This window comes from Halovivax cerinus (genome assembly GCF_024498195.1).
Taxonomy (GTDB): Archaea; Halobacteriota; Halobacteria; order Halobacteriales; family Natrialbaceae; genus Halovivax; species Halovivax cerinus.
On sequence record NZ_CP101824.1, the window covers coordinates 1015731 to 1041207 of the forward strand.

The window sequence follows — 25477 nt, forward strand, 5'->3', positions numbered from 1 at the left end:
CGGATCGCGGACCGGCCGATGTGAGACGGCGACGGTGACGCGACCGGACGGCCACCGGTCGGTGCGTCGACGCGGTTTCGAACACATCGACTGTCGAGGCACGCCGAACGTAGACTATGTGAGGAGATCCTCGATGAGGCGAAAGCCGTTCACGTAGGTGACCGAGTCTCCGTACCCTTCAGTGGCGAAAACGTTCTCAACGCCTTCGCCCGCGAGAACGTCTGTAGTGTAGATGTACGCGTGGGTCGCCCGCCCCTCGACGAACGCCTGAGCTGTGACGCCAGCGAGGGGCGAGCGCAGCGAGGCCCTCGGAATTGGCGAACGGTGAAACCGCGAGCAGCGAGCGCCGAGTCGGCACGCTCGACGGCGTCGTGGTCTCGCCCGTCGGCGTTCGCGATGTATCGTTGGACGCCATCCATTACCCGCGAAACGAGAGGGTCCGTATATCGCAACGGTGGCGCGACACGGGCCCACTCCTCATCTATTGCCGCGTCGATCGGCGGCGCATCGAGATCTGGGACCGTCAATTCGTCGTAGACGCGCTCGGGGACGACGAAGGTGATCGCGTGCCGGCGCGCGAAGGTTCTAACGACTTGATATCGACGATTTACGGGCTGACCCATCGCGACGAACAGTCCGGAGTCCGCAACGTGGATCGAACTCACGGCTCGTCGTCACCGCGAACGTCACCGTTCTGGATCGTGTCGAGCGAGGCTCCTGCTGGCTCGATGTCGGTATATTCGTGGACGACCGGACGAAGCGCCTGGAGGACGAGTTCGGCAGCGAGCGGCGAGATGTCGAGGTCATCCGCCATCAGCCGGTGAGTAACCTCCCCGCGCTCCCGATCGACGGCGTACGTGAGCGCCGTCGCGAGACCCGCGATACCGTTCCTGTCGATATACGTATCGATGTCCTCGTCCGTCGTCCGACGTGCGACAGCGTCGACGAGAGCCGGGGTGATCGTGTACTCCCGTCCGCCGCCGTCGGCAACGGTGAGATCGATATCGCACGCGTCGAACCGACGGGGCTGGCCGTCAGTCGTCGTCTCGACGAGCCCAGCATCGAGCAACCGGTCGACGTCAGAATAGGCGGTCCCCTGGGCAAGACCTAGCGTCTCCGACGCGTCACGCACGGTAACCGACCCTTCGCGGGCGATATACGCGTAGAGTTGCGCGATCCGTGGCTCCTCAAGGAGGTCCGCGATCGAAAGGAAGTCCCGGATGACGTCGCCGTCGGCGCGGGATGGTGCGTGTGACATGATCGAACTGATTATAGATTACAGCGAATCCGTAAAGAGTGTTCGGGTCGGGTTCGTACATCGACGTCGATAGCCTCCCGGTGACCAAGTTGCGGATCCAGGGGGCGTCGACAGGCGTCGGTCGAAACGATTGTGGCTCTCGAAAGGCATCTCACGTCGGTTGCAGCCCCTTCGATCGGCAGACGCGGTAATCCGGTCGTATCGAGAAACAGACTCTCAATCTACACTAGGGCACTTGAATCCTTCAGTCTACCGGAAGCAGCGTACGGTAACGTCAGACCTTGTACCCCACAAATTGTAGCGAATCGTGCAATGAGCGAGTTGCCAGCGGACGAGCGGATCGAGGCGAGACTGGGACCCCGGTTCGAGCGGGTCGAGATCGAACGGCGCCTCCACGCGGTCCCACCCCACGAGGTGTACGAGGTGTCGGTCGACGGCCGTCGAGCAGTCTGGAAGGCGTCCGTCACCGATCGCGGGGCGGCCGGCGTGGAGGGCCGGGTCCTCCGGTTCGTCGGGCGCGAGACGTCGATTCCGGTGCCCGAGGTACGCGACGTCGGCGAGGACTGGTTTCTCGCGGCCTACCGCGAGGACGCCCCGGCGGAACCGGCCGACGACGAGCGCGTCCTCGATCGATCGTGGCTCCGGATCGCCGGCCGAACGCTCGCGACGCTCCACGACGAGGCCCGGTTCGATCGGCCGGGGTTGCTCACGATCGACGGCGACCCCGCCGACCCGGCGAGCGGGATCCGCGTCGAAGCGGCCACCGACGGAAACCGGAGTGGCGCGACCCCGGACGCGGCCTGGAGCGCCACCGCGGACACGACGTGGAGCGACGCGCTCGACGACCTGCTGAGGGCCTACGAGGCGTCGGTCGTCGGAACGGGGTACGAGAGCGCGATCGCCGACGCGCGTAACTTCCTGGTCGACCACGCGGACCGGTTCGACGTTTTAGACGGCGGGGCGGCGCTCTGTCACGGCTGGTTCACGCCCGACCACGTCGGCGTCGCCGGGGACGTCACGACCTGCGTCATCGACTTCGAACACGCCCTTGCCGGGAGTCCCGAGTGGGACTACTGGCGCACGGCCGTCCCGCTGTTCCAGGGAGGTGGCTGGGAGGGTCCGGACGACGCCGAAGGCACGTTTCGGGACGCCTACGAGTCCGTCCGACCGCTCCCCGACGGGTTCGACGAGCGGGCCGACGCCTATCGGGCGTTCGTCGCCGCCTCACACATAGACTCGCTGGCGACACAGCGGGGAATCGACGCGGAGACGCGCGAGGTGGCCGATTTTCTCGCGGCGTACATCGGGGACACGCTCGACACCGTGCGAAATTCGTGAGGAACGATGCCAGCCCCGCGAACTCACTGCCGAAGCGCCGCCAGCGCGTCGGCGGCCTCGTGGGCCGCTTCGAGACAGTCGCGAGCGTAGCGCGGGTCGTCGGCTGTCGCCGCTTCGCGGGCGAAGCGTTCGAGCGCGGTCCGAAGCGAGTCCGCCGCGCCGTCGAGTTCGCCGGCCGCGGGCCGCGACGGACGGCGCCGGTCGGGCGAGCCCGACGCGCCGTCGGATCCGGAATCGTGTCCGGCCAGTTCCGACGGATCGGGGGTGTCGACGCCGTCCGGATTCGTCGGTGAGGCTCCGGGCTCGAAACTGTGCGTCTCGACACCCCTCCGTGGATCCGGTGGTGTATCGGTCGGACCCGACGCCGTCTGTTTCGGCCCACTGGCTCCCGCGTTCGTGGCGTCGGCGGCTCCGACGTCGCCGTCGGAACGAGCGACCGCGGACGACGCGTCCGCACCGTTCTCGGCCGACGAGCCCCCGGCCGGGCCCTGCTCGGTCGACCCGTTCACGGGTGCGCCCTCGACGCCGCCGGGGCCGCCGTGACACGTGGGACAGAACGTCGTGCCGTTCTGCCGGAAGAGCGGATCCCCGCAGGTGTTGCAGTGGGAGTTGGTCATCGTCGCACCCTTCAACAGCAGGTCGCTCATCCGCTGTGTGGCCTCGCGCTCGGCGTTGTCCTCCCCGTACTTCTCTCGCAGTTCCTCCCGGAGGGCCTCCTTGTCGATTCCGCCGTCGTCGTCCTCCGTCTCACTCATATGCGGTGACAGGGGCCCCAGCGTCGAAAAGGCTACGACCCGCTGCAGGCCGACTCGTCGGCGGACAACTGACGTTACTTCGAGACGGCGTCTTCCAGCGTGTCGACCGCGTCGACCGGGCTCTCCGCGGTCTCCATCTCGAGGGTCGGTATCTCGACCGCGCCGAGACCGACGATCGGGCGGTCGTAGACCCGGGCGAACCCGATCTCGGAGAGCGTCCCGTCGCTGCCCGCGAGGGCGATCACCCCATCACCGTTCAACGGAACGAGGGCGTTGCGGGCGTGGCCCATCCCCGTCGCGATGGGCACGTCGACGTGCGGGTTGGCGTCGGTGACCGAGTTCGTCGGGAGGATACCGATGGTTCGCCCGCCGGCCTCGGACGCGCCGCGGCAGACGGCCCACATCGTGCCGCCGAGGCCGCCGCAGACGACGTCGTGGCCGCGAGTACCGAGTTCCCGTCCGACCGCCTCCGCGAGTTCGGACTCGGCGTCAGTGATCTCGCCGCCACCGATGACGCTGACTCGCATGACCGATGGAAGACGAGCGGGCCCCTTGACTGTTTGGTACTCCGATGCTGACGGATTCAATTTGGGACCGCTTCGGATATACAATCGCCGCCTCGCCACGAGGGCGGGCCGCACCCACCGGACGAAACGCAGGTAGCACACGAACGGCGAGTAGTCACCGCACCCGACGGTTTTACCATCTGGGGCGTGTACGAACGGGTGGTATGTCGAAAGTTAGCGTGGTAGGCGCCGCCGGGACGGTCGGCGCCGCCGCCGGATACAACATCGCACTCCGCGACATCGCGGACGAACTGGTCTTCGTGGACATTCCCGACCAGGAGGACGTCACGGTGGGCCAGGCCGCCGACACGAATCACGGCGCCGCCTACGACTCGAACACGGTCGTCCGCCAGGGAACCTACGAGGACACCGCCGGATCGGACGTCGTCGTCATCACGGCGGGCATCCCCCGCCAGCCGGGCCAGACCCGGATCGATCTCGCGGGCGACAACGCCCCCATCATGGAGGACATCCAGGCCTCGCTCGACGAGCACAACGACGACTACGTCTCCGTGACGACTTCGAACCCGGTCGACCTGTTAAATCGCCACCTCTACGAGGCCGGCGACCGATCGCGCGAGCAGGTGATCGGCTTCGGCGGCCGCCTCGACTCCGCCCGGTTCCGGTACGTCATCTCCCAGCGGTACGACGCGCCCGTCCGGAACGTCGAGGCCACTATCCTCGGCGAGCACGGCGACGCCCAGGTCCCCGTCTTCTCGAAGGTCCGCGTCGACGGCGAGGACCTCGCGTTCGACGACACCGAGCGGGAGGAACTGCTCGGCGAACTCCAGGAGAGTGCGATGAACGTCATCGAGAAGAAGGGCGCGACCCAGTGGGGACCAGCGACTGGCGTCGCCCACACCGTCGAAGCCATCCTGCGGGACACCGGCGAAGTCCTCCCGTGCAGCGTCAAACTCGAGGGCGAGTTCGGTCAGGAAGATACTGCCTTCGGCGTCCCGTGCAAGCTCGGGGCGGACGGCGTCGAAGAGATCGTCGAGTGGGACCTCACCGAGGACGAGCGCGACCAGCTCGGCGACGCGGCGGACAAACTCGCAGAGCAGTACGAGAAGATCGCGTAAGCGGTCGGTAACCTGAATCGGTCGTCACCGGGTTCGAGCCCGCCGCCAGGTCCATTTTCCGCCACCAGCACTTGCGGTTCTCGCTCGCTTCGTTCCCTGTTTCGCGCCGCTCACGGCTCGCTCACGCTCCCCGCTCTCCAGACCGAGGGTCTCGCTGTACTCGCCCCTCGCCGCTCGCGGGTCGTTCTCTGCTCACGGGCGCCTCGCGCCCGTTCGCACGGCTCGAGGGATCGGAGATCACTCGCTGCTCCCCGTTCGCGGTTCCGCGGTTCTCGGCCTTCGGCCTCCGAACTGCACAGCCTCCGAACCGCGCTCCTCGCGGTTCCCTCCGGTCACCGCTCGCCATTCCGCGGTTCTCGGCCTTCGGCCTCCGAACCGCGCTACCGTCGCTGATCGTGATCGAGCGCGGCCCGCAAAATCCGCAACCCGGGTGCGGTGATGCCGAAGTTCTCCATGCCGAAGGGATGCATGTTCGACTGGTTGGCTGGCGGCAGGAGACTGCCGACGACGGTGATCGAGCCAAGATCGCCGACGATCACGTCGCCACCGGTCGTTGCAGCCACGTCGCCGCCGGCAGACGTGAACGCGTTCTGGTTCACGGTGTAGACCGGCGACTCGTTGCTGGTCGTGTAGCCGATCGTCGGTCCCGTCCAGAGTTCGCTCTCGAGTGAACTGACGTGATTCACCAGCTCGTGGTTCGACGTGCTGTCGAGCTTGGCGAACTGCCGGGTTGTTCGGTTCACGTGGGAGGAGTTGATGTATCCCGCGCCCTCGACGTCGAGCGGACCGAGGAGCGAGAGGCCCGAATCGGTTAGAACGAGGTCGCCGCCCGCACTCACGTACTCCTCGATGGCGGAGACGTAGGCGGAGCTGTCGACGCCGTCGTCGTGGAGGAGCACCAGCTGGTCGTGGGCGGGCTCGCCGCCGCTTACTAGCGCACCGCTCTCGACGTCGCTCACCGAGAGCGTCGCCGCCGAGCCGTCGACGATGGCGTCGCCGTACTCCTCCAAGAAGGTGACCGGCGTCACATCGTACGCGCGCTGGTCGTAGTCCATGATGCCCGGATCGGGCTGGCCGACGGCCTCGACGGTCGAGAATCGAAGCGCGGCCGTGCCACCCTCGTCGTGAGTGCGTCCACCCTCACCTCTGGCACGGTCGCTCTCGCCGCGATCCTGCCCCTCCACCCCACGAGCACGCCCGCTCCCGCCGCGGACGCGAACCTCCCAGGTCCCCGGTTCGGGATCGGTCACCAGCCAGTCTGCCTCCCGGGTGCGCACCGGCGCGGACCTGACCTCCGTGCCGTCCGGTGCGATCAGCGAGGCCTCGGCGATAGGGCCCGTCGCTTCGGTGACGTCGATCGAGAGGGTGTGGACGTCACGACCGACGCGGATTCGGTGACGACCGCGCCCGCGCGTCGCGTCGATCGTCGCCTCGTCTCGCGAGAGTGTGGTCGCCGAATCGACCGCGACGTCGTTCGAACTGCGCGCGACCGTCGGACTGTCGACGATCGCGAGCGAGCGCCCGCCAGTCTCGATCCCGCCGTCGATCGGCTCGCCCGCGACGCGTGCGAGTTCGCGCATGCAAATCTGGTAGGCTTCGGATTGGACCGTGACGAGGCCGGCGTTGAAGGGGACGGAGCTCGCGGTCTGGGCGTTGTCGATCGCCATCTCGTAGCTGAGAACCGTCGCACCGAGGCCACCCATCTCGACCGTCTTGCCGAGCCAGCCACCCATGCTGCCGGTGACGTTGTAGTTGATCGTGTCCGCGGTGGTCCCCCACTCGTAGGGTACGGAGGGGACGTCGTAGATGCCCCGCTGGGAGGCCGCATCGGAGATATCGCCACTGTACTGGTCCATCAGCGGGGCGATCTCGGCCTCGTAGGCCTCGTTCGTCCGCTCGTTGAGCGCGTCGATCGCGGCCTGGGCGCGCGGCCCGTACTCGCCGTTGCCCTGCATCGAATTGACGAGGTGGTTCGAGCCGTACATCCCGTGGAAGTCGGAGGCGTAGGCGACGTCGTCGTACGCGCGTAGTTCGTGAACGAGCCAGAGCGCGTCCGGAACGTACTGTTCGTACTGGCTCTCGACGTCGTCGTCGGGCCCGCCGGGATCGTCGTTCACCAGATTCTGCCCGTTCGGTTCTGCGGGGTACTTGTTCGGGTCGACGAGCCCGGCGGTCGGGTACTGGCGATTCGGATCGAGGTTGGACCCGTTGACGCGCGTAAACGTATCTCGCGTGGAACTGGCAGCCGAGACCGTCTCGGGGTGACGGGCCATCCAGCCGTCGGGGTTCGAGAGGACGAAGACGAGGCCGATGTCGTCGAGCCACGACTCTACGTCCGGTTCCTCCCCCCGGAGGACGTTTTCGAGGAACCTGACCCCAGCCTCGACGCCGCTCCGTTCGTCGCCGTGAATACTGAGTGAGTTGACGACGACCGGCTTCTCCTGGATGGACGCGACGTCGTTCGAGAGTTCCGCGACGACGAGATCGTAGGCACTGTGTCCGCCGGTCCGTCGGTTGTCGAGTCCCGGCGTGTTCCCGAAGCGTTTCACGTTGACTCGGTCGGGGTATTCCGCCGCGAAGTGTTCGAGTCCGTCGATGGCTTCCTCGTAGGCGATGTAGTCGAGCGCGTTCTGCGGCTCGGGAAAGACCCGATCCGGATATCGGTAGTGCTTCCAGAACGGGTTCGCCCCGGGCGAGAATTGCAGACGCGTCACCAGGAAGTACTGTGAGATCTCGTCGATCTCGTTCGTCGTCAGCCTAGCGTACATCGCCGCGCCGGGACCGTCGGTCGTCCGGACGTCCGTCCCGTAGTCGGTCAGCTCCGGGAGCAGACGGTCGTCGTAGGCGCTGACGAGGGTCGGTATGCGCTCGCCCGAGCCGACGGTGTCGTACACGTACTCCAGTTCGTCCGTCAGTTTGTATCGCTCGACGGCCGTCGCCCCGGCGTCGGTCGTGGATTCAGTCGATTCGGCTGTCGTCCTACCAGCCGCCAACCCGGCCGTACCGGCGGCCCCGGCACTCGCGAGGAACGCACGTCGACTAACCGGGCTCGGGCGGCTGAACAGGTCTGAACCGTCTGCATCGTCGGTTGGAAACATACTACATCTATACGGTTCCCGCCGACAGAGTATATATTTATTCTAGACTCGTAGAAACAATATCAGTAAAAGCAGTCAGATACTATAGTAGTGGCTGTCGCCGGGGCTCGTTCTACGGGATCAACTGGTCGCCATCGTCGTCGTAGATCGTGATCGCGTCGACGGGACAGGCCCGAGCGGCGAACTTCGCGTCGAGTTCCGCATCGTCGGGAACCTCACGAACGAAGACGCTATCTTCGACCTCCTCCGACCCCTGGAGGACGGCCTTGCCACGATCCGTGTCTTTCTCGAACTCGCTCCACTCGGCGACGCACTGGTACATCCCGATACAGGTGTCCTCGTCGAACTCGACCTTCATGGAGTGACGTTGGGACGGTCGGCCTATAGCGCTGGCGGGAATGGGTGGAATCCGTCCGAACCGACGGACCGTGGAATCCGGTTGGGTTGGCAAATCGTGTTGTATGTTAGTCGGGACCACATATCATCGTGATTTTATGTTCCCGGCGAATCGAGTCGGTCGTATGGTCACGGACGCCGTAGCGACCACGAAACCGTGCGAGGACGCTCTGGGGCTCGCGATGTTGGACTATCAGCAGGGGCGGGATGGAACGCTTCTCTACCGCGACGGCCTGGCGACGAAGGATGGGAACGTCGAGGAATTCTACTTTACGCTCCCCGCCGAGTGGGCGGACGAACGAATCGCCCAGCTCCGGCGGCTGACCGATTCCGGCGGACCGGTGCTCGATGTCGGGTGTGGAACCGGCCAGCACGTTCGGTGGGTTCGGGACCAGGACGTCGATGCAGTCGGTATCGACGTGAGTTCGCGCGCCGTGGCGACCGCCCGCGAACGTGGGACACGACAGGTTCTCGTCGGCGATATGTTCGACCTGCCCTTCGACCGGGACCGGTTCCGAGCGATCAACTGCTCGGGAACGCAACTCGGACTCGGCGGCTCGCTCGCGGGCATCGCCGACGTCCTCGATCGGTTCGCCCGCGTAACGACCGACGATGCAATCGTGCTCGTCGACAACTACGATCCGAGGAAGCTCGACGACGACTTTTTCGGCTACCGACCGGATCCGCGCGAGGGGATCGCCCACCGGTGCTTCCACTTCGAATACGAGCGTGCGACGACGGGGGCTGGTCTCGACGCGATCAGTCGGTCACTCCACTTCCTGCTGTGCTCGCCGGATCGGCTCCGCGAGACCGTCGCCCGGACACCCTGGCGCGTCGACGAGGTGTTTCCCACCGACGACGAGACGTTTTATCGCGCACTGTTAGAGCGTGTCGACGGCCGCTTCGCAGAATGAACGATCGCCGCGTTGTGCCGGTAGGCGCGATCGAGACGGGTCGCGAAGCAACGTTTTTCCGCCCGGTCGGCCAACGACGACGGACGGAATGGTCGCACTGTCGTTCGTCGTCCTCGTCGGCGTCGCGATACTGACCTGTCTGTCGATGGCGTGGGTACTCGGCGCCAACAGCAATTCGCCGCCGTTCGCACCCGCGATCGGAGCGAACGCGATCTCGACGATGCAGGCGGCGTTCGTGATCGGGTTGCTCGCGGCCGCGGGGGCGCTCATGCAGGGCGGTAGCATCTCCGAGACGATCGGTGCGGACCTCATCGGCGGCGTGACGATCACGCCGCTCGCCGCAATCGCGGGCCTGCTCACCGCGGCGACGTTCATGGGGATCGGCATCTACACGCGCTACCCGATCCCCGCGGCGTTCGCGACGACGGGCGCGATGGTCGGCGTCGGGCTCTCGCTCGGCGGCGATCCGGCGATGGCGACCTACCGCCGGCTCGGTACATTCTGGCTGTTCGTTCCCATCATGTCGGGCGGCCTGGCCTACGCGACCGCGATCACGCTGCGGCGGGACGATATCCCCGAATCCGTCGGCGTCCCGGCGCTTGCGGGGCTGGTCGGGGCGATCATCGCCAACATCCGGCTGGGCGTCATCCCGGATCCCGCCGCCGACCAGGGAACCCTCGCCGGCCTCGTCTCTCGGCAGTTCGGCGGCGGGCCCTCGCTCGCAGGCGGCGTCGATCTCGGGATCGTCCTGGTGACCGTCGCGGCCGGGGCGATCGCCTTCGCCGTGGTCCGCCGGCGAGTCCTCGTCTCCGTCGAATCCGGCATTCGCTCGTTCCTGCTCGTCCTCGGCGGGATCGTCGCCTTCTCCTCGGGCGGCTCGCAGGTGGGCCTGGCGACTGGCCCGCTCGAGAACCTCTTCCGGGTCGAACTCGGATTGCCGGGGATCACCCTGCTCGCGCTCGGCGCCACGGGGATCCTCGCTGGCGCCTGGATGGCCGCCCCACGACTGTTGCAGGCGACCTCCCGAGAGTACGCCCAGCTCGGTGTTCGCCGGTCGATCGCCGCGCTCGTCCCCGGCTTCGTCATCGCCCAGCTGGCGATCTTCCTCGGCATCCCGATCTCGCTCAACAACATCATCCTCTCGGGCGTCATCGGCGGCGGCCTCGCGGCCGGCTCCGCGGGCGTCTCCCGACAGAAAATCGGCGTCACCGTCTCGTTCTGGCTGCTGACGCTCGGGAGTTCGATCGCCGCAGGATACGGGATCTATCGGGTCCTCGCGTTCGGATTGGGTAGGTAGTATCGAACCTCTGAGCCGGAGATTCCGTCCGGCACCGGCCTCACTCCAGAATCGTCACCGGGACGTCGGTCCCTTCGGCGATCAGTTGCGGAATCCCATCGCCGACGAGCCGACGGACGATGCCGCTGACGTCGTGCCCGGAGACGACGACGTGATCGACCCCGTTGCGGTCGACGTACGGGGGAACGAGTTCCGCCGGCGGTCCCTCGCGTATCTCGATCGCCACCCGCGACGGGGCCTCGACCGACGAGCGGAGTTCGTCGGCCCGGTCGCGAGCCGCCGAAAGACGTTCGTCGCCCCGTTCCAGAACTCGGCCCTCGCTCACACGGTGATCCAGCGGAGCAACCACCGAGAGGAGCGTCACCGTCACCTCCGGGTAGGCCTCGAGGGCGTGGGCCAGCGCGTCTTCATCGTCCGGGTCCCCGAGCGCGACGACGAGGACGTGATCGGGATCGGCCATAGCTCCAGTTGACCTCCAAGCCCCATCGGCCTGTCGGCGACGGTTGCCCCCGCCCGACACGACAGTTTAAACCGGAGCACGACCCAACCACGGGTAATGAATCTCGAGGAGCTGTCGGGGCTCCCGCCCGGCGCCGTCTCGCACTTCCAGGCCGAGGGGATCGAGTCGCTCTATCCGCCCCAGGCCGAGGCCGTCGAGGCCGGCGCCACCGACGGCGACAGCCTCGTCGCGGCCGTCCCGACCGCGAGCGGGAAGACCATGATCGCCGCCCTGGCGATGCTGTCGGCGATCGAACGCGGGGGCAAAGCACTCTACATCGTCCCCCTTCGCGCACTCGCGAGTGAGAAGAAGGCGGAGTTCGAGGCCTACGAGGAGTTCGGCGTCTCCGTGGGGGTAACGACGGGCAACTACGAGAGCACCGACGACTGGCTCGCGACGCGCGACATCGTCGTCGCGACCAGCGAGAAGGTCGACTCGCTCGTGCGAAACGGCGCCGACTGGCTCTCCGAACTCACCTGCGTCGTCTCGGACGAGGTACACCTCATCGACGACCGAAACCGCGGGCCGACGCTGGAGGTCACCCTCGCCAAACTGCGCGCGCTCAATCCCGCACTGCAGGTGGTCGCCCTCTCGGCGACGGTGGGCAACGCCGGCGAGATCGCCGACTGGCTCGACGCCGAACTCGTCGCCTCCGACTGGCGCCCGATCGACCTCCAGATGGGCGTCCACTACGGGAACGCGATCAGCTTCGACGACGGCGGAAAGCGCGAGGTTCCCGTCGACGGCTCGGAGAGCCAGGAGGACGCCCTCGTCAGAGACATCGTCGCCGAGGACGCCTCCGCACTCGTCTTCGTGAACTCGCGGCGCAACGCCGAGGCCGCAGCGCGCCGCCTCGCGAACGTGGTGGCTCCGGAACTCGACGCCGACGAGCAGGAGGCGCTCGAGGAACTCGCCGACGATATTCGGGACGTCAGCGACAGCGAGACGAGTACCGATCTGGCCGCTGCCGTCGAGAAGGGCGCGGCCTTTCACCACGCCGGACTCGCCAGCGAACACCGATCGCTCGTCGAGGACGCCTTCCGCGACCGCCTCCTGAAGGTCATCAGCGCCACCCCGACGCTCGCCGCGGGGGTCAACACGCCCGCTCGGCGCGTGATCGTCCGCGACTGGCGCCGGTTCGATCCGACCGCTGGCGGAATGGCGCCGCTGGACGTCCTGGAAGTCCACCAGATGATGGGGCGTGCGGGTCGACCCGGTCTCGACCCCTACGGCGAGGCCGTCCTGCTGGCCAAAAGCCACGACGAGCAGGACGAGCTGTTCGATCGGTACATCTGGGCCGACGCCGAAGACGTCCGATCGAAACTCGCGGCCGAACCCGCCCTCCGGACGCACGTCCTCGCGACCATCGCCTCCGGCTTCGCCCGCACCCGCGACGGCCTGCTCTCGTTCATGAACGAGACGCTCTACGCTAGCCAGACCACCGAACGGGGCCGACTCGAGTCGGTCACCGACACCGTCCTGGACTATCTGGAGCGAAACGACTTCATAGAACGAGAAGGCGGGAATTCCTCGACGTCCCAGTCCGCGGCCGACGACCCCTTCACCTCCGCCGCCGACCTCGCCGCCGAGGCCGACCGGGACGTCGAACTCCGGGCGACGAACCTGGGTCACACCGTCTCGCGACTCTATCTGGATCCGATGAGCGCCGCGGAGATCGTCCACGGCCTCGAGTCGGCGGACGCTCGCCCGACCGCGATGGGGCTCTACCAGTTGATCGCCCGCACGCCGGACATGTACGAACTCTACTTGCGCTCCGGCGAGGACGACAAATACGGCCAGCTCTACTACGAGCTCGAGGACGAACTACTGGGCGATCGTCCGAGCGAGTACGAGGACGACCGCTTCGAAGACTGGCTGGCAGCGCTGAAGACCGGTGCCCTCCTCAAGGACTGGGCCGACGAGATGGACGAGGATCGCCTCACCGAACGGTACTCCATCGGGCCCGGTGACCTCCGCGGGAAGGTCGAGACCGCCGAGTGGCTCCTCGGGGCTGCGGAGACGCTCGCCGCCGAGATCGAGTCGGACTGGAGCGTCGCCGTCCGCGAGGCCCGGGCCCGCGTCGAACACGGCGTCCGCGAGGAGTTGCTCGAACTCGTCGGCGTCCGCGGCGTCGGTCGCAAACGCGCCCGACAACTCTACCAGGTCGGGATCGAGACGCCCGCGGACCTGCGGACGGTCGACAAGGGCGTCGTCCTCGGGGCACTCCGCGGCACGAAGACGGCCGAGAACATCCTCGAAAACGCCGGCCGCGAGGATCCGTCGATGGACGGAGTCACGCCGGTCGACGTCGATCACGGCGCGACGCAGCGAGGGACCGACGGCGGAACCACCGGATCGGCATCCGAACACATCGGATCGGGCGGTGAGGCGGATGCAGACGAGGAGAACCAGTCGAGCCTGGGTGACTTCTGATGGAGGTCCTCTCCGGGCACCTCGCGATCGACGACCTGGACGCGTTCCTCGGGACAATCGATACGATCGGCGACCGGCACGGCGCGACGATCCAGGCGTTCGACGCCGACTACGTCGCGGGCCGTCGCCACCTCGTACGCGCCGTCGAAGCGGCCGAGCGGGCGGTCGCGAACGACGACGCCATCGCCCGGGACCCGGCCGTCGAGATCCTCCTGTACGCAGCCGGGCGCCGCCAGATCGATCGCGCGCTGGAGATGGGCGTCGACGAGGGCGAGGGCCCGGCCGTCATCGTCGTCTCGGGCGGCGACGAATCGGCGGCCGTCGCCGACCTGCATACCGAGCTGGCACTCGAAGATGGGGCTGTACTCGGCGCTCGGGACGATGCGACACTGCGTGCATTCTTCGACATCACCGAGCGGGAGGAGGCCGCGACCGACGCGAGTGTTCAGGAGCTGGTCTGCGAGCGCGTCGCGCTGCTCGCAGTCGTGAAGTAACGAGAGACCGCGCTGAACGGAGTCGTTCGGCCCGAGACGTCGGACGTTACAACTGGACCGTCCGGCCAGACAGGTCTCCGAGCGTGTCCTCGACCGTCCGGTCGGGGAGTGCGAGCTCGACCAGCGTTTCGTCGTCGACGTCGACGAATTCGAAGTGCATCGCCCAGGAGCCGTCGTCGTCGATCCGGGCGACGTACTGCTGGTGCGTCTCGGGTTCGCGGAGCCAGACCTGCTCGCCGGCGTGTGACGGGTCGGTCACGCCCTCGATCGCGTACGAGAGCGGCTGAGCTGCTCCGGAGCCGTCGGTCGGGTATCCACCGTTGACCCACGGCCCGAAGCCCTCGTCGATCGCGTAGACGGTCTGAAACCCCTGTGAGTACAGTTCCGCCGCGCGGGCGGTCGAGAGGTGGTGCGGGCAGGTGCAGTAGGTGACGATCCGGCGATCCGTCGCCACGTCCGTGGTCGGGTGGTCGAAGCCGGGCCGGCCGGCCGGGCTGAGTTTCGCACCAGAAATGTGTGATTGCTGATACTGTGGCTCTCCCCGCGCGTCGAGAACGAGCAACTCGTCGTCGTCCAGGTACGATCCGTAGACATCCTCGAGCGGCGCCAGCGGGACGTTGTAGCCGCCGGTCGGTGAGACATCGTACTCGGATGGGTCCGAGAGAGTGGTCCCCGGGTGCGGCGGACGGTCCTCCTCGTCGTCGGACAGGCACCCGCCGAGGACGACGCCAGCGGTCGCACTGCCAGCCGTCGCGAGATACGTACGTCGCTTCATACACGGGGTCACGAACCCAAGTTACGTAGCCGTTGCGGATGGACGTTATTCCAGTTACGTACCTGATACGGACGAGAGCAGACACGATCTCACCCCCATCATTTCGACTGGAGACACCGGTACTGTGAGTGGGTATTATTCCACTCGAACTCGATCCACCCACGACGGCAATCGATTCGTCGATGTGTCAGTCACACCACCGTTCGGCTGCTCCCCGGGCAGACCACGCACCCGGTCGATAACCGTCGGTCGGATTGTAAGCGTCGTCGATCGATTCTGACACACCTGTCGTCGCAGGTTGGGTGGCCCCGTACCCGGCATCGACGACCGACTGACAGTCGTCCCCGGAGGAACCGTACGGATTCGCACGGATGACCAATCGTCCATCCCGACGATGTGGCCCGAAGAATCCCAAGTCGCCGATCGACGGCGGAACGGATGACCCTCTCTCGAGTCCACCGGGTCCGCCACCGCTTTCGACGCACACCACACCGCAATCGCTCGACCGCTCCGAAACCGGCCGAAACGGCTGCCGGATGGACAACCCGTTTGGGCCTGCGGTCCCTTCCGTCGGCATGGATCTCTCTATCGTCGATCTCTCGCACGTCCCCGAGGGCGAGAGCGCGACGGAGGCCTACGAACAGACGGTCGAACTCGCCCAGCTCGCCGACGGAGCGGGCTACGAACGATTCTGGGTCGCAGAACACCACGGTATGGCCGGATATATCGCCGGCACGACCCCTGAGGTGTTGCTGGGACACCTGGCCGCCGAGACGGAATCGATCCGCCTCGGTTCCGGAACCGTGTTGCTCAACTACTATCAACCGTACAAGGTGGCCGAGGCGTTCAGCGTCCTCGATTCGTTAGCCCCCGGGCGGATCGACATGGGACTGGGCCGGGCCACGGGGCCCCCGGCCGCCGACCGAGCCATGGGCTACGATTCGAGCCCGAAGACGCCCGATGAGGCCGATTCCGAGCACCGTCGGAAGATCGAAGAGACGCTTCGCCACACCCTCGACGGATTCGATGACGATCACCCATACAGCGGCCTACAACTCGCACGGTCGGCCGACGACACCCCCGAACCCTGGCTGCTCGGATCCAGTCCGTCCAGCGCGAGCCTCGCCGGCGAACTGGGCCTCCGGTACTGCTTCGCGGGTTTCATCCGGCCACAATTCGCCGAACCGGCTTTCGAGGCCTACCGAGAGGCGTTCGAACCGTCCCCGATCGGCGCTGGCCCGGAGGATCCCGAGGGGATGCTCGCACTCAACGTCGTCTGCGACGAGACGGACGAGGATGCAGCTCGCCTCCGGGCTCCGACCGAGGCGGTCTACCAGCGCATGGCCCGCGGGACCATCGGCGACGGCATCCCCTCGATCGAGACGGCGATCGAGGAACTCGGAGGCGTTCCCGATCCCACGCCCGATCCGGTTCCAGCGGGGGAGTGGTCACGCTCCATCTCCGGCAGCCCGGAGACGATCGACTCCGTCCTCACCCAGCTCACCGACCGCGTCGGGGTCGACGACGTCATCGTCCAGCACACGATCCCGGACTTCGACGACGCGAAACGGTCCCACGAGTTACTCGCCGAGGGCGTGGGGATCTGAGCGGGCGCTGGGTGGGTCGGACCGGAGTGCAGGCGACGGCTCGCACACAGTACACCCGCCTCGTCCGAACGATCGGGTTTTTCGAATACAAGAGGTGCTCGGCACTGAGTTAGGAAAGTAAGGAAAAGTAGTCCATCCTGGATTCGAACCAGGGTCGAAGCCCCCAGAAGGCTTCAGGATTGGCCGCTACCCTAATGGACTGCGTTTGCGATCATAGATAGCCCAGTGCCCTATTTATTCTTGTCGGGTTCACTCGGATGCGATCGACCGTACTGTTCTATCCGGTGGCAGTTCGCACAGAGGGCGGTGCACCGTTCTATCTCTTCTCGAAAGTTCTGCCAGGAATAGTCGTCGTTGACCATATTCGAGACGTTTTTCGTCGTATCGTCCCGGTGGTGAAAGTCGAGGCAGGGCCTCCGCTCCTCCCCGCACTGGCGACACTCACACTGGGGTCTGTTTGTACTCGAACAACCGATCCCGCAGACGCTCCCGTCGTCGGTCCTTTCGCGCGATCCGGTCGGCTCGGTTCTTGTAGTACCAGCGTTGCCGTCCCGAGAGCGCTTCCCAGGTCGTATCCTCCGGTAGTTCGACCCAATCGGGTTGCGGTTGGACGGGAGTGCCGCCCGAAGCGGCGCGGTCGTACGTTTCGAGCCCCGCTATCGACTTCGCCTCGTCCCACCCACCCACACTCACAGTTTTCATAATCGTCGCCGAAGCGGGCGTCATCTCCAGTTCCTCGTACTGCGCTTTCGTCGGTGACTCACCCAGTTCGTCGGCCGCTCGTCGGAGGGCGTCGATACACTCGGAGACCGTCGGTGTCATCGTCCCACGTTCCGGTATACGAAAGAATAGCTCCTGCCCATTAGTTTCCGATTTTCCGATACAGGCCGTCCCCCGTCGTCGGAACGGTGCCGTTCCGCTCGTCGAATCGACACCAACTTACCCGGCTCCCGACCATGCACGCGTATGTACGTCGGACGCTTCGTCGTCGTCGGTCCGGAGACCGCCGCCTACCGGGTCTCCTCGCGCTCGTTTCCGAACCGCCAGATTACTGATCGCAGCGACGGAGACACGACCCTAACCGTCGGGCCGACGCCCGACGCGCCGGAGACGGACAATCCCTACGTCGCCTACAACTGCTTGCGCACGGTGGAGACGCCGGGCGGCGAGGCCGCCGCGATCGGCAACGGCTCGCACGTCGATCCGATCGCGGAGAAGCTGGAACTCGGCTACCCCGCTCGCGACGCACTGGCGACGGCGCTGCTCGCGCTCGACTTCGAGAAGGACGACTACGACACGCCGCGGATCGCGGGTGTGCTCGACGGCGACGGCGGGGCCACTATCGGGACCGTCCGTCGCGACGCCCTCCTCGTCGAACGCGTGGACGAACCGACGCTCGTCGCGACGTACGAACGCGACGCGCCCCAGGCGTTCGACTTCGCGGCGACCGATGCCGACGAGGCCGCGCGCGAGGCGTACGCGCTGAATTTCGAGCACGCCGTGTGCGCCGCGGGCGTCGCCCGCGACGGCGACGGCTTCGAGATCGGTATCGAAAACGGCGACGAGTGAGGCGACCGGCCGACGGTCGGCTACCGATCCGCCGTCGCATCGACGACGGCGCGTGCAAAAACACACATACGGCTGGCACCCGTCCGCCCCGACAATGCAGGTTGGGTTCATCTCCGACGTTCACGGCAACCTCGTCGCGCTGGAGACCGTTTTGGAGGATCTCCCGGCCGTCGACGCGCTCGTCTGCGCCGGCGACGTCGTCGGCTACAACCCCTGGCCCGGCGAGTGTATCGATGCGCTTCGCGACCGGGACGTCCCGACCGTGATGGGGAACCACGACCGCGCCGTCGTCACGGAGACTGGATTTCGATTCAACGATATGGCGAGTGCAGGCGTCGAACACGCTCTGACAGTCCTCGACGACGACCAGCGCGACTGGCTCGAATCGCTCCCGGACGAACGGACGCTGTTCGACGGCCGGGTGAAAGTCGTCCACGGGCACCCCGAGGACCCGGACCGCTACACCTACCCGGAGGAGTTCTCGCCGCGCATGCTGGCGGACGAGGTCGTCCTCGTCATGGGCCACACGCACGTCCAGCACGCCGAGACGTTCGCGGAGGGGATCGTCGTCAACCCGGGTAGCGTCGGCCAGCCACGCGACGGTGACCCGCGGGCGGCCTACGCCGTCTGTGACCTGGCCGCGATGACCGTCGAGACCCACCGGGTCGCGTACGACGTCGACCGCGTGCAGGACGCCATCGCCGACGTGGGACTCCCCGACAGGACCGCGACGCGGCTGGCCCGCGGCGAGTGACCCGACCGAGACCTGGTTGCGATGGTCTCGGTCCCGAACCGAGGATCCCGAAGCTCGTTCTCGCCGACGTGAACGTGACCGAACGGCTATCAGGGGTGACGTGGTAGGCCGGTTCGGGATGACGCCAAAACAACTCCTGACCGGAGATCCACGCCGAACCAGCCTCGTCTACATCGCCATCGGCGGTGTCTCGCTCGTCAAGGCCGTCGCCCTCAGGAACGATTCGACGCGCTTCCGGCGCGAGCTCAGAGACGCCGCGATCTTCATCGGCGTCGGCCTCGTCCTCCGGCGGTACGCGGCGATGCGAGACCAGCGTCGCGAGGAACTGGAATCGATGGTCCCCGACTGGATTCTCGGGGGCGACACAGCCGACGGTCCGACCGTTCCCTCGGTCGTCCAGGCGTTCTTCGGAGGACAGGACGAACCAGCCCGGGAGTCGGTGACGGATCGGGCCCGAACGGTGGTCCGCCGGTAGTCGGATCCGGTCGCGGTCTCCGGCCGACGATTCGCTCTCAGGATACCCCTCTCAGGATACCCACTCGAACACCGACGATGCGAGCTCGGTCTCGCGATCGGTGGCCGCGTCCGTATCGATCCGTGCCGGGTCAGGCCGCGTTTCGGGCCGTCCCCACGTCGACGGTCCGACGCCAGTGCCGTCGACCGTTGCCGGTTGGAACGCCCTCGGCCCGAACGACTCGTTCGACACCCGAGTCGCCGTGGGTTCTGGGCCCACGAGTACGAGATCGTCGTCCGTCGACGGTGCATCAGGAGAGTCGAGCCCGAGAAACGATTCGAGAGAGTCGCCGTCTCCTGGGAGAACGTCGACCGTGGCGCCGCCACCGACGGAATCGGCGGTGTATCGCGGACCGTCCGTCGCCCCATCGGCACGATCGGTCGTCACGGTGGCAGGTTCCACACGTTCGTCGTGGGATGCATCGCCGACGTCGACAGACTCGAGCGTCACGTCGGCGAGTTCGGCGAGACGATCGGCGGCCGCGTCGACGTCTCCGTCGAGGACGGGATCCGGGTGGGGATCGTGCTCACCGGGCCCCTCCACCAGGTCCTCGACGGAGTCGGCACCGTACGCAGCGATGATGGCGTCCGGATCGGCCTCGACGTCTTCGAAGATTTCGGTGACGGATACGTCCTCACTCATACTCACCGAGGCACCGATTACCCGCTTCGTTACGAGCCGGTTACCGTGATCGATTCGATACCACCGAGCGACCGGTCACGGGAAACGAGGCGTTTCCCCGTCGGAAACGGGTCTCAGAACAGGTCCTGGACGAGTTCGAGGCTGCGTTCGCGGTCCGGCCAGGCGACGACGATGGCCACGCTCGTCGCCGACGTGACGAGATCGTGGATCTGGATGCGCTCCTCCGCGAAGGGTTCGACGATCTCGTGGATGATCCCTGGCTGGGTCGGGAGTTCACCGCCGGTGAGCCGGATGATGGCGAGCGGTTCGTCCACGGTGACCGACGCGACTACAGGGTGTTCGATGACCTGTTGATGGAGGATGTTCTCCGCCTCGGCAGCCTCGTCCGTATCCACGTAGAGGGTGACGCTGTCGAGCCCGCTCGCGACCACGTCGATGTTGATGTCGGCGTCGCCGAGGGCGCCGGCGAGCGACTGGACGACGCCCGGTTCGTTGCGAATGGACCGACCAGCGACCGTGAGGCAGGCAAGCGGCCGCTCGCGGAGGTCGACGAGGTTCTCGAAGGTCCCCTCGATAGTCGTCCCGCCGGTGAGCAGGTCGCCGTGCTGGTAGTGGACGACGCGAACGTCGAGCGAGGCGTCCTTGTAGGAGAGTGCGGATGGAGCGACGACCTCGGCCCCGCGAAACGAGAGATTTCGCAGTTCGTCGACCGATATCTCGCCGACGTTGCGAGCGCCCTCCACCGCGTGCGGATCGCCCGTCATGACCCCTTCGACGTCCGTCACGATGACGACTTCGTCGGCGTCCATGTAGGTTCCGAGCATGACGGCCGTCGTGTCCGAACCGCCGCGTCCGAGCGTCGAGACGGTCCCGTCGGGGCCCTCCGCGAGGAATCCAGTGAGAACGGGAACGGTGTCGTCAAGCGTATCGAGCAGGGCCCGGGCCCGCTCGCGCGTCGTCTCCGCATCGACCTCACCGTACTCGTTCGTCACGACAGGCCAGTCGTCGGCACCCGGTTCGAGGAACGTCGCGTCGACCCCGCGAGCCGAGAGCGCCGCTTTCAGCATCCGAACCGAGGTGCGCTCGCCCATGCTGACGATCTCGGCCCGATCCGCCTCACTCGCGTCGAACGTGATCTCCTCGAGGAGGTCGTCCGTCGTCGACCCCATCGCGCTCGCGACGACGGCGAGTTCGTGTCCGTCGGCGACGGCTGCTTCGATCGAGTCCGCCGCTCTCGAGATCCGATCGCCGGTTCCAAGACTCGTCCCGCCGAATTTCGCTACGACGCGCACGAGATCACCCCCCACACCCTGGGACACCACGTTCGAGCCTCGTTCGACATAGCTACGGGTTATCGGAGACCGGTGATAACCCTGTCCCTCGGACGGAATCTTACCATTATTCCCGGCCAAGCTGCCGTCCGATGCTCGCCGACCGAACCGACGTGCACACGACGATCGCGGGGCTATCCCGCTACTCACACCACCGATCGCTGGGCACCCCCATACTCACACCACCGTACTCACACGGCCGGCGATACCTCACGTGACGAGAATCGACGACCGCGTTCGATCCTCGGCGGCAGGCGGTCCCGTCAACTGGCGACACGACGGGAAGCCTTTGACCCTGGCCCCCGTATCGGACGGCCGGATGAACGTCCGAACAGCCAGGGAGTCCGATGCCGCTGCGCTCGCGTCGCTGGCCGACGTTCCGGCGTCGGTGATCCGAACGCAGATTCACGATCGGACGGTCCGCGTCGCCGTCGAGCCGTCCGACGGCCCGACCGACGACCGCACCACCGGACGACGAGAGGGTGCTACCCCGTCACCCGTCGAGTTCGAGACGGAATCGAGCCGGGAGTCCGTCCACGGGTTCGTCAGTTTCGATGCCGGGCGAACGAGCGTCTTCGTGACGAGTCTGTGGGGGTCGACGCAGGCGATTCACCGGCTGCTCGACGAACCGATCAGTTTCGCGACCGTCGAATCGATGCCCGTCGAGACCGTGGTGTCACCGGATCGGACCTCGTGTATCGAGGCGCTCCTCGCGACGGGGTTCGAAGCGGTCGGCGACGGGCCGGCGTTCGACGGCGAACCGACGAAGCGATATCGGCTGGCGGAACCGGGCGACTCCACCCGAAACGATTCGTCGAGCACCTGATTCAGATTATACGAGTACGTCTCGAATCGAAGGATCGGGCTATCGTCACGGGGCCGTGACCGTCGACCAGAAGGATAGGTTTATTATGCAGGTCTTCATCTGGTTCGTCTGCATCAACTGGACCTGCGGACTCCCATCGAGATTCCGAATGTAGGTCCACAGCGTTCGTACCTCGGTACATCACCGGGTGCGGCCGATCGTTTCCAGATGAAACAAAGGGGATACGTACGACGGATGGCTGACGACGACTCACACACGACCGACGACGGTGGCATCGGCTCGACTCCCGGCTTTCGCACCGAACCGACGGAGCGCTCACTGACGGAAGACGGGTCGAACCAGGGGTTGTTCGACGACCTCTTGAGCGGCGAGCCCATCTTCGAGAACAAGGAAGTCCTTCGTCCCTCGTACACCCCGCACGAACTGCCCCACCGGTCGGATCAGATCAACAAGATGGCGACGATCCTCGTCTCTGCGCTCCGTGGCGAGACGCCGTCAAATATCCTGATCTACGGCAAGACGGGGACCGGAAAGACCGCGAGCGCCAAGTTCGTCAGCCAGGAACTCGAACAGACCTCCTCGAAGTACAGCGTCCCCTGCGAAGTCGAGTACATAAACTGCGAGGTGACCGACACGCAGTACCGCGTGCTGGCACAGCTCGCGAACAAGTTCATCGAGAAGAACCACGAGTGGATCGACGAGCGCGTCGACGAACTCGAGTCGCTCCGAGAACGGGTCGACGAGACCGATATCGATTCGCCAGCCGACGAATCCCCAGAATCGAGTCAGTCCGTCGACGTGGTCGGATCTCCACCCGAAACGGAGGGGGTCGACGACGAGAGCGATCCAGCGTCGCAGCGCGCGGAACGCGACGAGGAACCCACAGTTCAATTCCAGGAAGAAACCGACGTTGAGGCCGACGAAACACCCACACAATCGGATTCTGTAGTCGAAACTACGGGGGACGAACTCCGCCAGTCGACGCACCCACTCGCGGAGACGCCGTTCGACTCTGTCTCCGACGTATCCGAACGAATAGACGAACTCGAAGCCGATCGGGAGTCGTTCGAAGAGGTCCCGATGACGGGGTGGCCGACCGACCGGGTCTACAGCGTCTTCTTCGACGCGGTCGACTACTCCGAACGGGTGGTCGTGATCATGCTCGACGAGATCGACAAACTCGTCGAGAAGAGCGGCGACGACACGCTCTACAACCTCTCGCGGATGAACTCGGAACTCGACAACTCGCGGGTCTCGATCATGGGGATCAGCAACGACCTCAAGTTCACAGACTTTCTCGACCCGCGCGTGAAGTCCTCGCTCGGCGAGGAAGAGATCGTCTTCCCACCCTACGACGCGAACCAGCTTCGTGACATCCTGCAACACCGGGCCGAAGTGGCGTTCAAAGACGGTGCACTCTCGCCCGACGTGATCCCGCTCTGTGCGGCGTTCGCCGCGCAGGAACACGGTGACGCGCGACGCGCCCTCGACTTGCTCCGGACCGCGGGCGAACTCGCCGAGCGCTCTCAAACGGAGACCATCGTCGAGGATCACGTCCGGCAAGCCCAGGACAAGATCGAACTCGATCGCGTCGTCGAGGTCGTCAGGACACTGCCGACCCAGAGCAAACTCGTCCTCTTTTCGATCATCCTCTTAGAACAGAACGGCGTCCACAGCATCAACACCGGCGAGGTGTACAACATCTACAAGCGCCTCTGTACGGAACTCGATACGGACGTCCTCACACAACGCCGAGTCACCGATCTCATCAGCGAACTCGACATGCTCGGCATCGTCAACGCCGTCGTCGTCTCGAAGGGCCGCTACGGTCGGACGAAGGAGATCAGTCTCTCCGTTCCACTCGAAGAGACGGAAGTCGTCCTCCGTTCGGACTCCCGACTCTCCGACATCGACGACGTCCAGCCCTTCGTACAGGCCCGATTCGACAACTGACGCGACTGCGTTCGATCATCGAATATCCCCTTCCAGCGTCGAGAGTGTACCGGTTCGCAACCCCCAGTATTTCGGATGGAAATGACTCCAGTAGCACTCTTCGACAGTGCGGCCGGGACGTGAGCAAAACCGTGCTGTAGGAACGTGAGCATAAACCGATTTCGACAGGAGGGCCGTCGAGCGGTCGCTACCAGTGGACCAGGTAATCGATCGGTCCAGACCGTCAACTCGCTCGACGTGAGTGTACCATCCCGCTGACGCCGACCGCCGCGAGTGGCGTCAGTTCGACCGGCGCGTGGCCGTTTGCGAATAGCTCGTCGAACCACAGTCTGATGTTTCCGAGCAACGGAATCCGGTAGGCGGCTTTCCCCTCGACCCAGGACGGTTTGACGACGTCGTGGCGTTTGGCACCGTATCCCGGCACCTGATCGTAGCCGCGGTTGGCATCGCCTTTCGTCACGAACCCGGCGTAGGGGGCCGGGCAATTGGGAAGGTCCGAGCACGAGGCTCCATTCACGTACTGCGGATCGGCCTTCGTCTGCACCCAGTTTTCGCCCCGTTCGACCCAGAAGGACGCGCGGTGGATCACCGGCGTCGCGTAGTCACTCCCACCGGGCCGGAAGATGATGACGTCGCCTGGCCGGTTGAACTTCTCGTGGCCGGTTTCGCCCGCCACGCCTTGCGTGACGATGCCGGTGTCTTCGATGGCCCCGTCGCCGACGAGGCGTTCGTCTTCGACGACAAATATCATGTCGCCCGTCTGCATGTTCGGTTCCATGCTCCCGCTCTCGACGGCGACGAGTGGGGGCCAGACGCCGCTCACGCCGAAGAGAACGAGTGCGATTAGCATCACGAGTCCGACACTCGAGACGATATCGCGCGCGTACACGACGGCGCCCGAATCGGCCCGCAAGAACCAGCGGACGAGCCCGTCGTCCTCGATCGAGACCGATGCCGCGTTCAATCGGCCGGACGGTTCTGGAGCCGGTGGTGTCTGCGAGCGAGATCCGGACTCCGAACCCGGTAGTGGGGCGTCCGACGCCCCGTTCGTTCGAACGGTCGGTCCGTCGGTTCCCACCGGCGGATCGTCCGTACGCTCGCGATCGGGCTCGTCGGTCCGCTCGTCCGTTCGATCCGACTCGTTCGGCGTCGAGTCGGATCCCCTGTCGCTCATTGTCCACCCGTTGACGGGCCCCAAAAATCAACCTTCTGCTCCGGCACTGAATCGTTCCTCACGAACGCGCGCGAACGGAACGACCCACCACGGACCGACTACGAACGGACGTCAGTGCCCTCACGAGCCTCCAGTCCGGAGAATCCGTACAGTATCGCGTTCTTGGCTGTGAGGGCGATCCGGGTCGTCGAGTGCTCGACAGGTA

General features: G+C 65.8%; 23 protein-coding genes, 1 tRNA gene and 1 pseudogene. 12 read left to right on the forward strand and 13 right to left on the reverse strand.

The window, feature by feature from the left end; translation table 11 throughout:
* Positions 1 to 114 precede the first annotated feature (114 nt).
* Both NO366_RS04705 and NO366_RS04710 read right to left on the reverse strand, forming a co-directional pair.
* Positions 115 to 665 (reverse strand): annotated as a pseudogene (locus tag NO366_RS04705) (PIN domain-containing protein).
* Entirely contained in the window at positions 662 to 1258 is a 597-nt protein-coding gene (locus tag NO366_RS04710) for a DUF7437 domain-containing protein (protein WP_256533170.1), read from the reverse strand. The pseudogene NO366_RS04705 and the gene NO366_RS04710 overlap by 4 nt, the downstream one beginning before the upstream one ends.
* A 312-nt stretch (positions 1259 to 1570) precedes the next feature.
* On the opposite strand from NO366_RS04710, the gene NO366_RS04715 reads away from it, so the two are divergent.
* A complete protein-coding gene (locus tag NO366_RS04715) occupies positions 1571 to 2596 on the forward strand; it encodes a phosphotransferase family protein (protein WP_256533171.1) in 1026 nt (341 codons plus the stop codon).
* 23 nt (positions 2597 to 2619) lie between these two features.
* Here the strand turns inward: NO366_RS04715 and NO366_RS04720 are convergent, their stop codons facing one another.
* Entirely contained in the window at positions 2620 to 3351 is a 732-nt protein-coding gene (locus tag NO366_RS04720) for an Sjogren's syndrome/scleroderma autoantigen 1 family protein (RefSeq protein WP_256533172.1), read from the reverse strand.
* 74 nt (positions 3352 to 3425) lie between these two features.
* Positions 3426 to 3878: an SLOG cluster 4 domain-containing protein gene (locus NO366_RS04725; protein ID WP_256533174.1), complete on the reverse strand. Its 453-nt coding sequence runs from the start codon at positions 3876 to 3878 to the stop codon at positions 3426 to 3428.
* A gap of 203 nt (positions 3879 to 4081) precedes the next feature.
* Between NO366_RS04725 and mdh the strand changes: the two genes are divergently transcribed.
* On the forward strand, positions 4082 to 4996 hold the full coding sequence (mdh, locus tag NO366_RS04730; RefSeq protein ID WP_256533176.1) for a malate dehydrogenase: 915 nt from the start codon (positions 4082 to 4084) through the stop codon (positions 4994 to 4996).
* Between the two features lie 380 nt (positions 4997 to 5376).
* Here the strand turns inward: mdh and NO366_RS04735 are convergent, their stop codons facing one another.
* Together NO366_RS04735 and NO366_RS04740 are read right to left on the reverse strand one after the other, a co-directional pair.
* On the reverse strand, positions 5377 to 8094 hold the full coding sequence (locus NO366_RS04735; RefSeq protein WP_256533177.1) for a M14 family zinc carboxypeptidase: 2718 nt from the start codon (positions 8092 to 8094) through the stop codon (positions 5377 to 5379).
* 112 nt (positions 8095 to 8206) lie between these two features.
* On the reverse strand, positions 8207 to 8452 hold the full coding sequence (locus NO366_RS04740) for a ferredoxin (protein ID WP_256533178.1): 246 nt from the start codon (positions 8450 to 8452) through the stop codon (positions 8207 to 8209).
* Positions 8453 to 8615: 163 nt separating this feature from the next.
* Between NO366_RS04740 and NO366_RS04745 the strand changes: the two genes are divergently transcribed.
* Positions 8616 to 9404, forward strand: coding sequence for a class I SAM-dependent methyltransferase (locus NO366_RS04745; RefSeq protein WP_256533179.1), 789 nt, complete (start codon positions 8616 to 8618; stop codon positions 9402 to 9404).
* Positions 9405 to 9492: 88 nt separating this feature from the next.
* Entirely contained in the window at positions 9493 to 10701 is a 1209-nt protein-coding gene (locus NO366_RS04750) for an inorganic phosphate transporter (protein ID WP_256533180.1), read from the forward strand.
* 40 nt (positions 10702 to 10741) lie between these two features.
* Here NO366_RS04750 and NO366_RS04755 read toward each other — a convergent pair whose 3' ends face one another.
* Positions 10742 to 11161 (reverse strand): universal stress protein, encoded by a 420-nt coding sequence (locus NO366_RS04755; RefSeq protein WP_256533181.1) that lies wholly within the window; start codon positions 11159 to 11161, stop codon positions 10742 to 10744.
* Positions 11162 to 11257: 96 nt separating this feature from the next.
* Between NO366_RS04755 and NO366_RS04760 the strand changes: the two genes are divergently transcribed.
* Entirely contained in the window at positions 11258 to 13633 is a 2376-nt protein-coding gene (locus tag NO366_RS04760; RefSeq protein WP_256533182.1) for an ATP-dependent DNA helicase, read from the forward strand.
* Positions 13633 to 14127, forward strand: coding sequence for a KEOPS complex subunit Cgi121 (gene cgi121, locus NO366_RS04765; RefSeq protein ID WP_256533183.1), 495 nt, complete (start codon positions 13633 to 13635; stop codon positions 14125 to 14127). Before NO366_RS04760 ends, cgi121 begins: the two co-directional genes overlap by 1 nt.
* Before the next feature lie 46 nt (positions 14128 to 14173).
* Here cgi121 and NO366_RS04770 read toward each other — a convergent pair whose 3' ends face one another.
* The gene (locus tag NO366_RS04770; protein WP_256533184.1) at positions 14174 to 14902 is read right to left on the reverse strand and encodes a rhodanese-like domain-containing protein; all 729 of its coding nucleotides are present in this window, start codon (positions 14900 to 14902) and stop codon (positions 14174 to 14176) included.
* A 575-nt stretch (positions 14903 to 15477) separates the two neighbouring features.
* Between NO366_RS04770 and NO366_RS04775 the strand changes: the two genes are divergently transcribed.
* A complete protein-coding gene (locus NO366_RS04775; RefSeq protein ID WP_256533185.1) occupies positions 15478 to 16509 on the forward strand; it encodes an LLM class flavin-dependent oxidoreductase in 1032 nt (343 codons plus the stop codon).
* 128 nt (positions 16510 to 16637) lie between these two features.
* Here the strand turns inward: NO366_RS04775 and NO366_RS04780 are convergent.
* Together NO366_RS04780 and NO366_RS04785 are read right to left on the reverse strand one after the other, a co-directional pair.
* A tRNA-Gln gene (locus NO366_RS04780) sits at positions 16638 to 16710 on the reverse strand.
* A 240-nt stretch (positions 16711 to 16950) separates the two neighbouring features.
* Positions 16951 to 17331 carry a homing endonuclease associated repeat-containing protein gene (locus NO366_RS04785; RefSeq protein WP_256533186.1) on the reverse strand — a complete coding sequence of 127 codons (381 nt, stop codon included), beginning with the start codon at positions 17329 to 17331 and terminating at the stop codon, positions 16951 to 16953.
* A 144-nt stretch (positions 17332 to 17475) separates the two neighbouring features.
* On the opposite strand from NO366_RS04785, the gene NO366_RS04790 reads away from it, so the two are divergent.
* The 3 genes from NO366_RS04790 to NO366_RS04800 all read left to right on the forward strand — a co-directional run bounded on the left by NO366_RS04790 (position 17476) and on the right by NO366_RS04800 (position 19307).
* Positions 17476 to 18078 (forward strand): IMP cyclohydrolase, encoded by a 603-nt coding sequence (locus NO366_RS04790; protein WP_256533187.1) that lies wholly within the window; start codon positions 17476 to 17478, stop codon positions 18076 to 18078.
* 94 nt (positions 18079 to 18172) lie between these two features.
* The gene (locus NO366_RS04795; protein ID WP_256533188.1) at positions 18173 to 18832 is read left to right on the forward strand and encodes a metallophosphoesterase family protein; all 660 of its coding nucleotides are present in this window, start codon (positions 18173 to 18175) and stop codon (positions 18830 to 18832) included.
* A gap of 118 nt (positions 18833 to 18950) precedes the next feature.
* Positions 18951 to 19307: a hypothetical protein gene (locus NO366_RS04800; RefSeq protein ID WP_256533189.1), complete on the forward strand. Its 357-nt coding sequence runs from the start codon at positions 18951 to 18953 to the stop codon at positions 19305 to 19307.
* Positions 19308 to 19358: 51 nt separating this feature from the next.
* On the opposite strand, the gene NO366_RS04805 is transcribed toward NO366_RS04800, so the two are convergent.
* Positions 19359 to 19988: a hypothetical protein gene (locus NO366_RS04805; protein ID WP_256533190.1), complete on the reverse strand. Its 630-nt coding sequence runs from the start codon at positions 19986 to 19988 to the stop codon at positions 19359 to 19361.
* A gap of 113 nt (positions 19989 to 20101) precedes the next feature.
* Entirely contained in the window at positions 20102 to 21280 is a 1179-nt protein-coding gene (locus NO366_RS04810) for an aspartate kinase (protein ID WP_256533191.1), read from the reverse strand.
* Positions 21281 to 21638: 358 nt separating this feature from the next.
* On the opposite strand from NO366_RS04810, the gene NO366_RS04815 reads away from it, so the two are divergent.
* Both NO366_RS04815 and NO366_RS04820 read left to right on the forward strand, forming a co-directional pair.
* A complete protein-coding gene (locus tag NO366_RS04815) occupies positions 21639 to 22145 on the forward strand; it encodes a hypothetical protein (RefSeq protein WP_256533192.1) in 507 nt (168 codons plus the stop codon).
* 234 nt (positions 22146 to 22379) lie between these two features.
* Positions 22380 to 24098 (forward strand): Cdc6/Cdc18 family protein, encoded by a 1719-nt coding sequence (locus NO366_RS04820; RefSeq protein ID WP_256533193.1) that lies wholly within the window; start codon positions 22380 to 22382, stop codon positions 24096 to 24098.
* Between the two features lie 223 nt (positions 24099 to 24321).
* Here the strand turns inward: NO366_RS04820 and NO366_RS04825 are convergent, their stop codons facing one another.
* Positions 24322 to 25272 carry a S26 family signal peptidase gene (locus tag NO366_RS04825; RefSeq protein ID WP_256533194.1) on the reverse strand — a complete coding sequence of 317 codons (951 nt, stop codon included), beginning with the start codon at positions 25270 to 25272 and terminating at the stop codon, positions 24322 to 24324.
* Positions 25273 to 25477 lie beyond the last annotated feature (205 nt).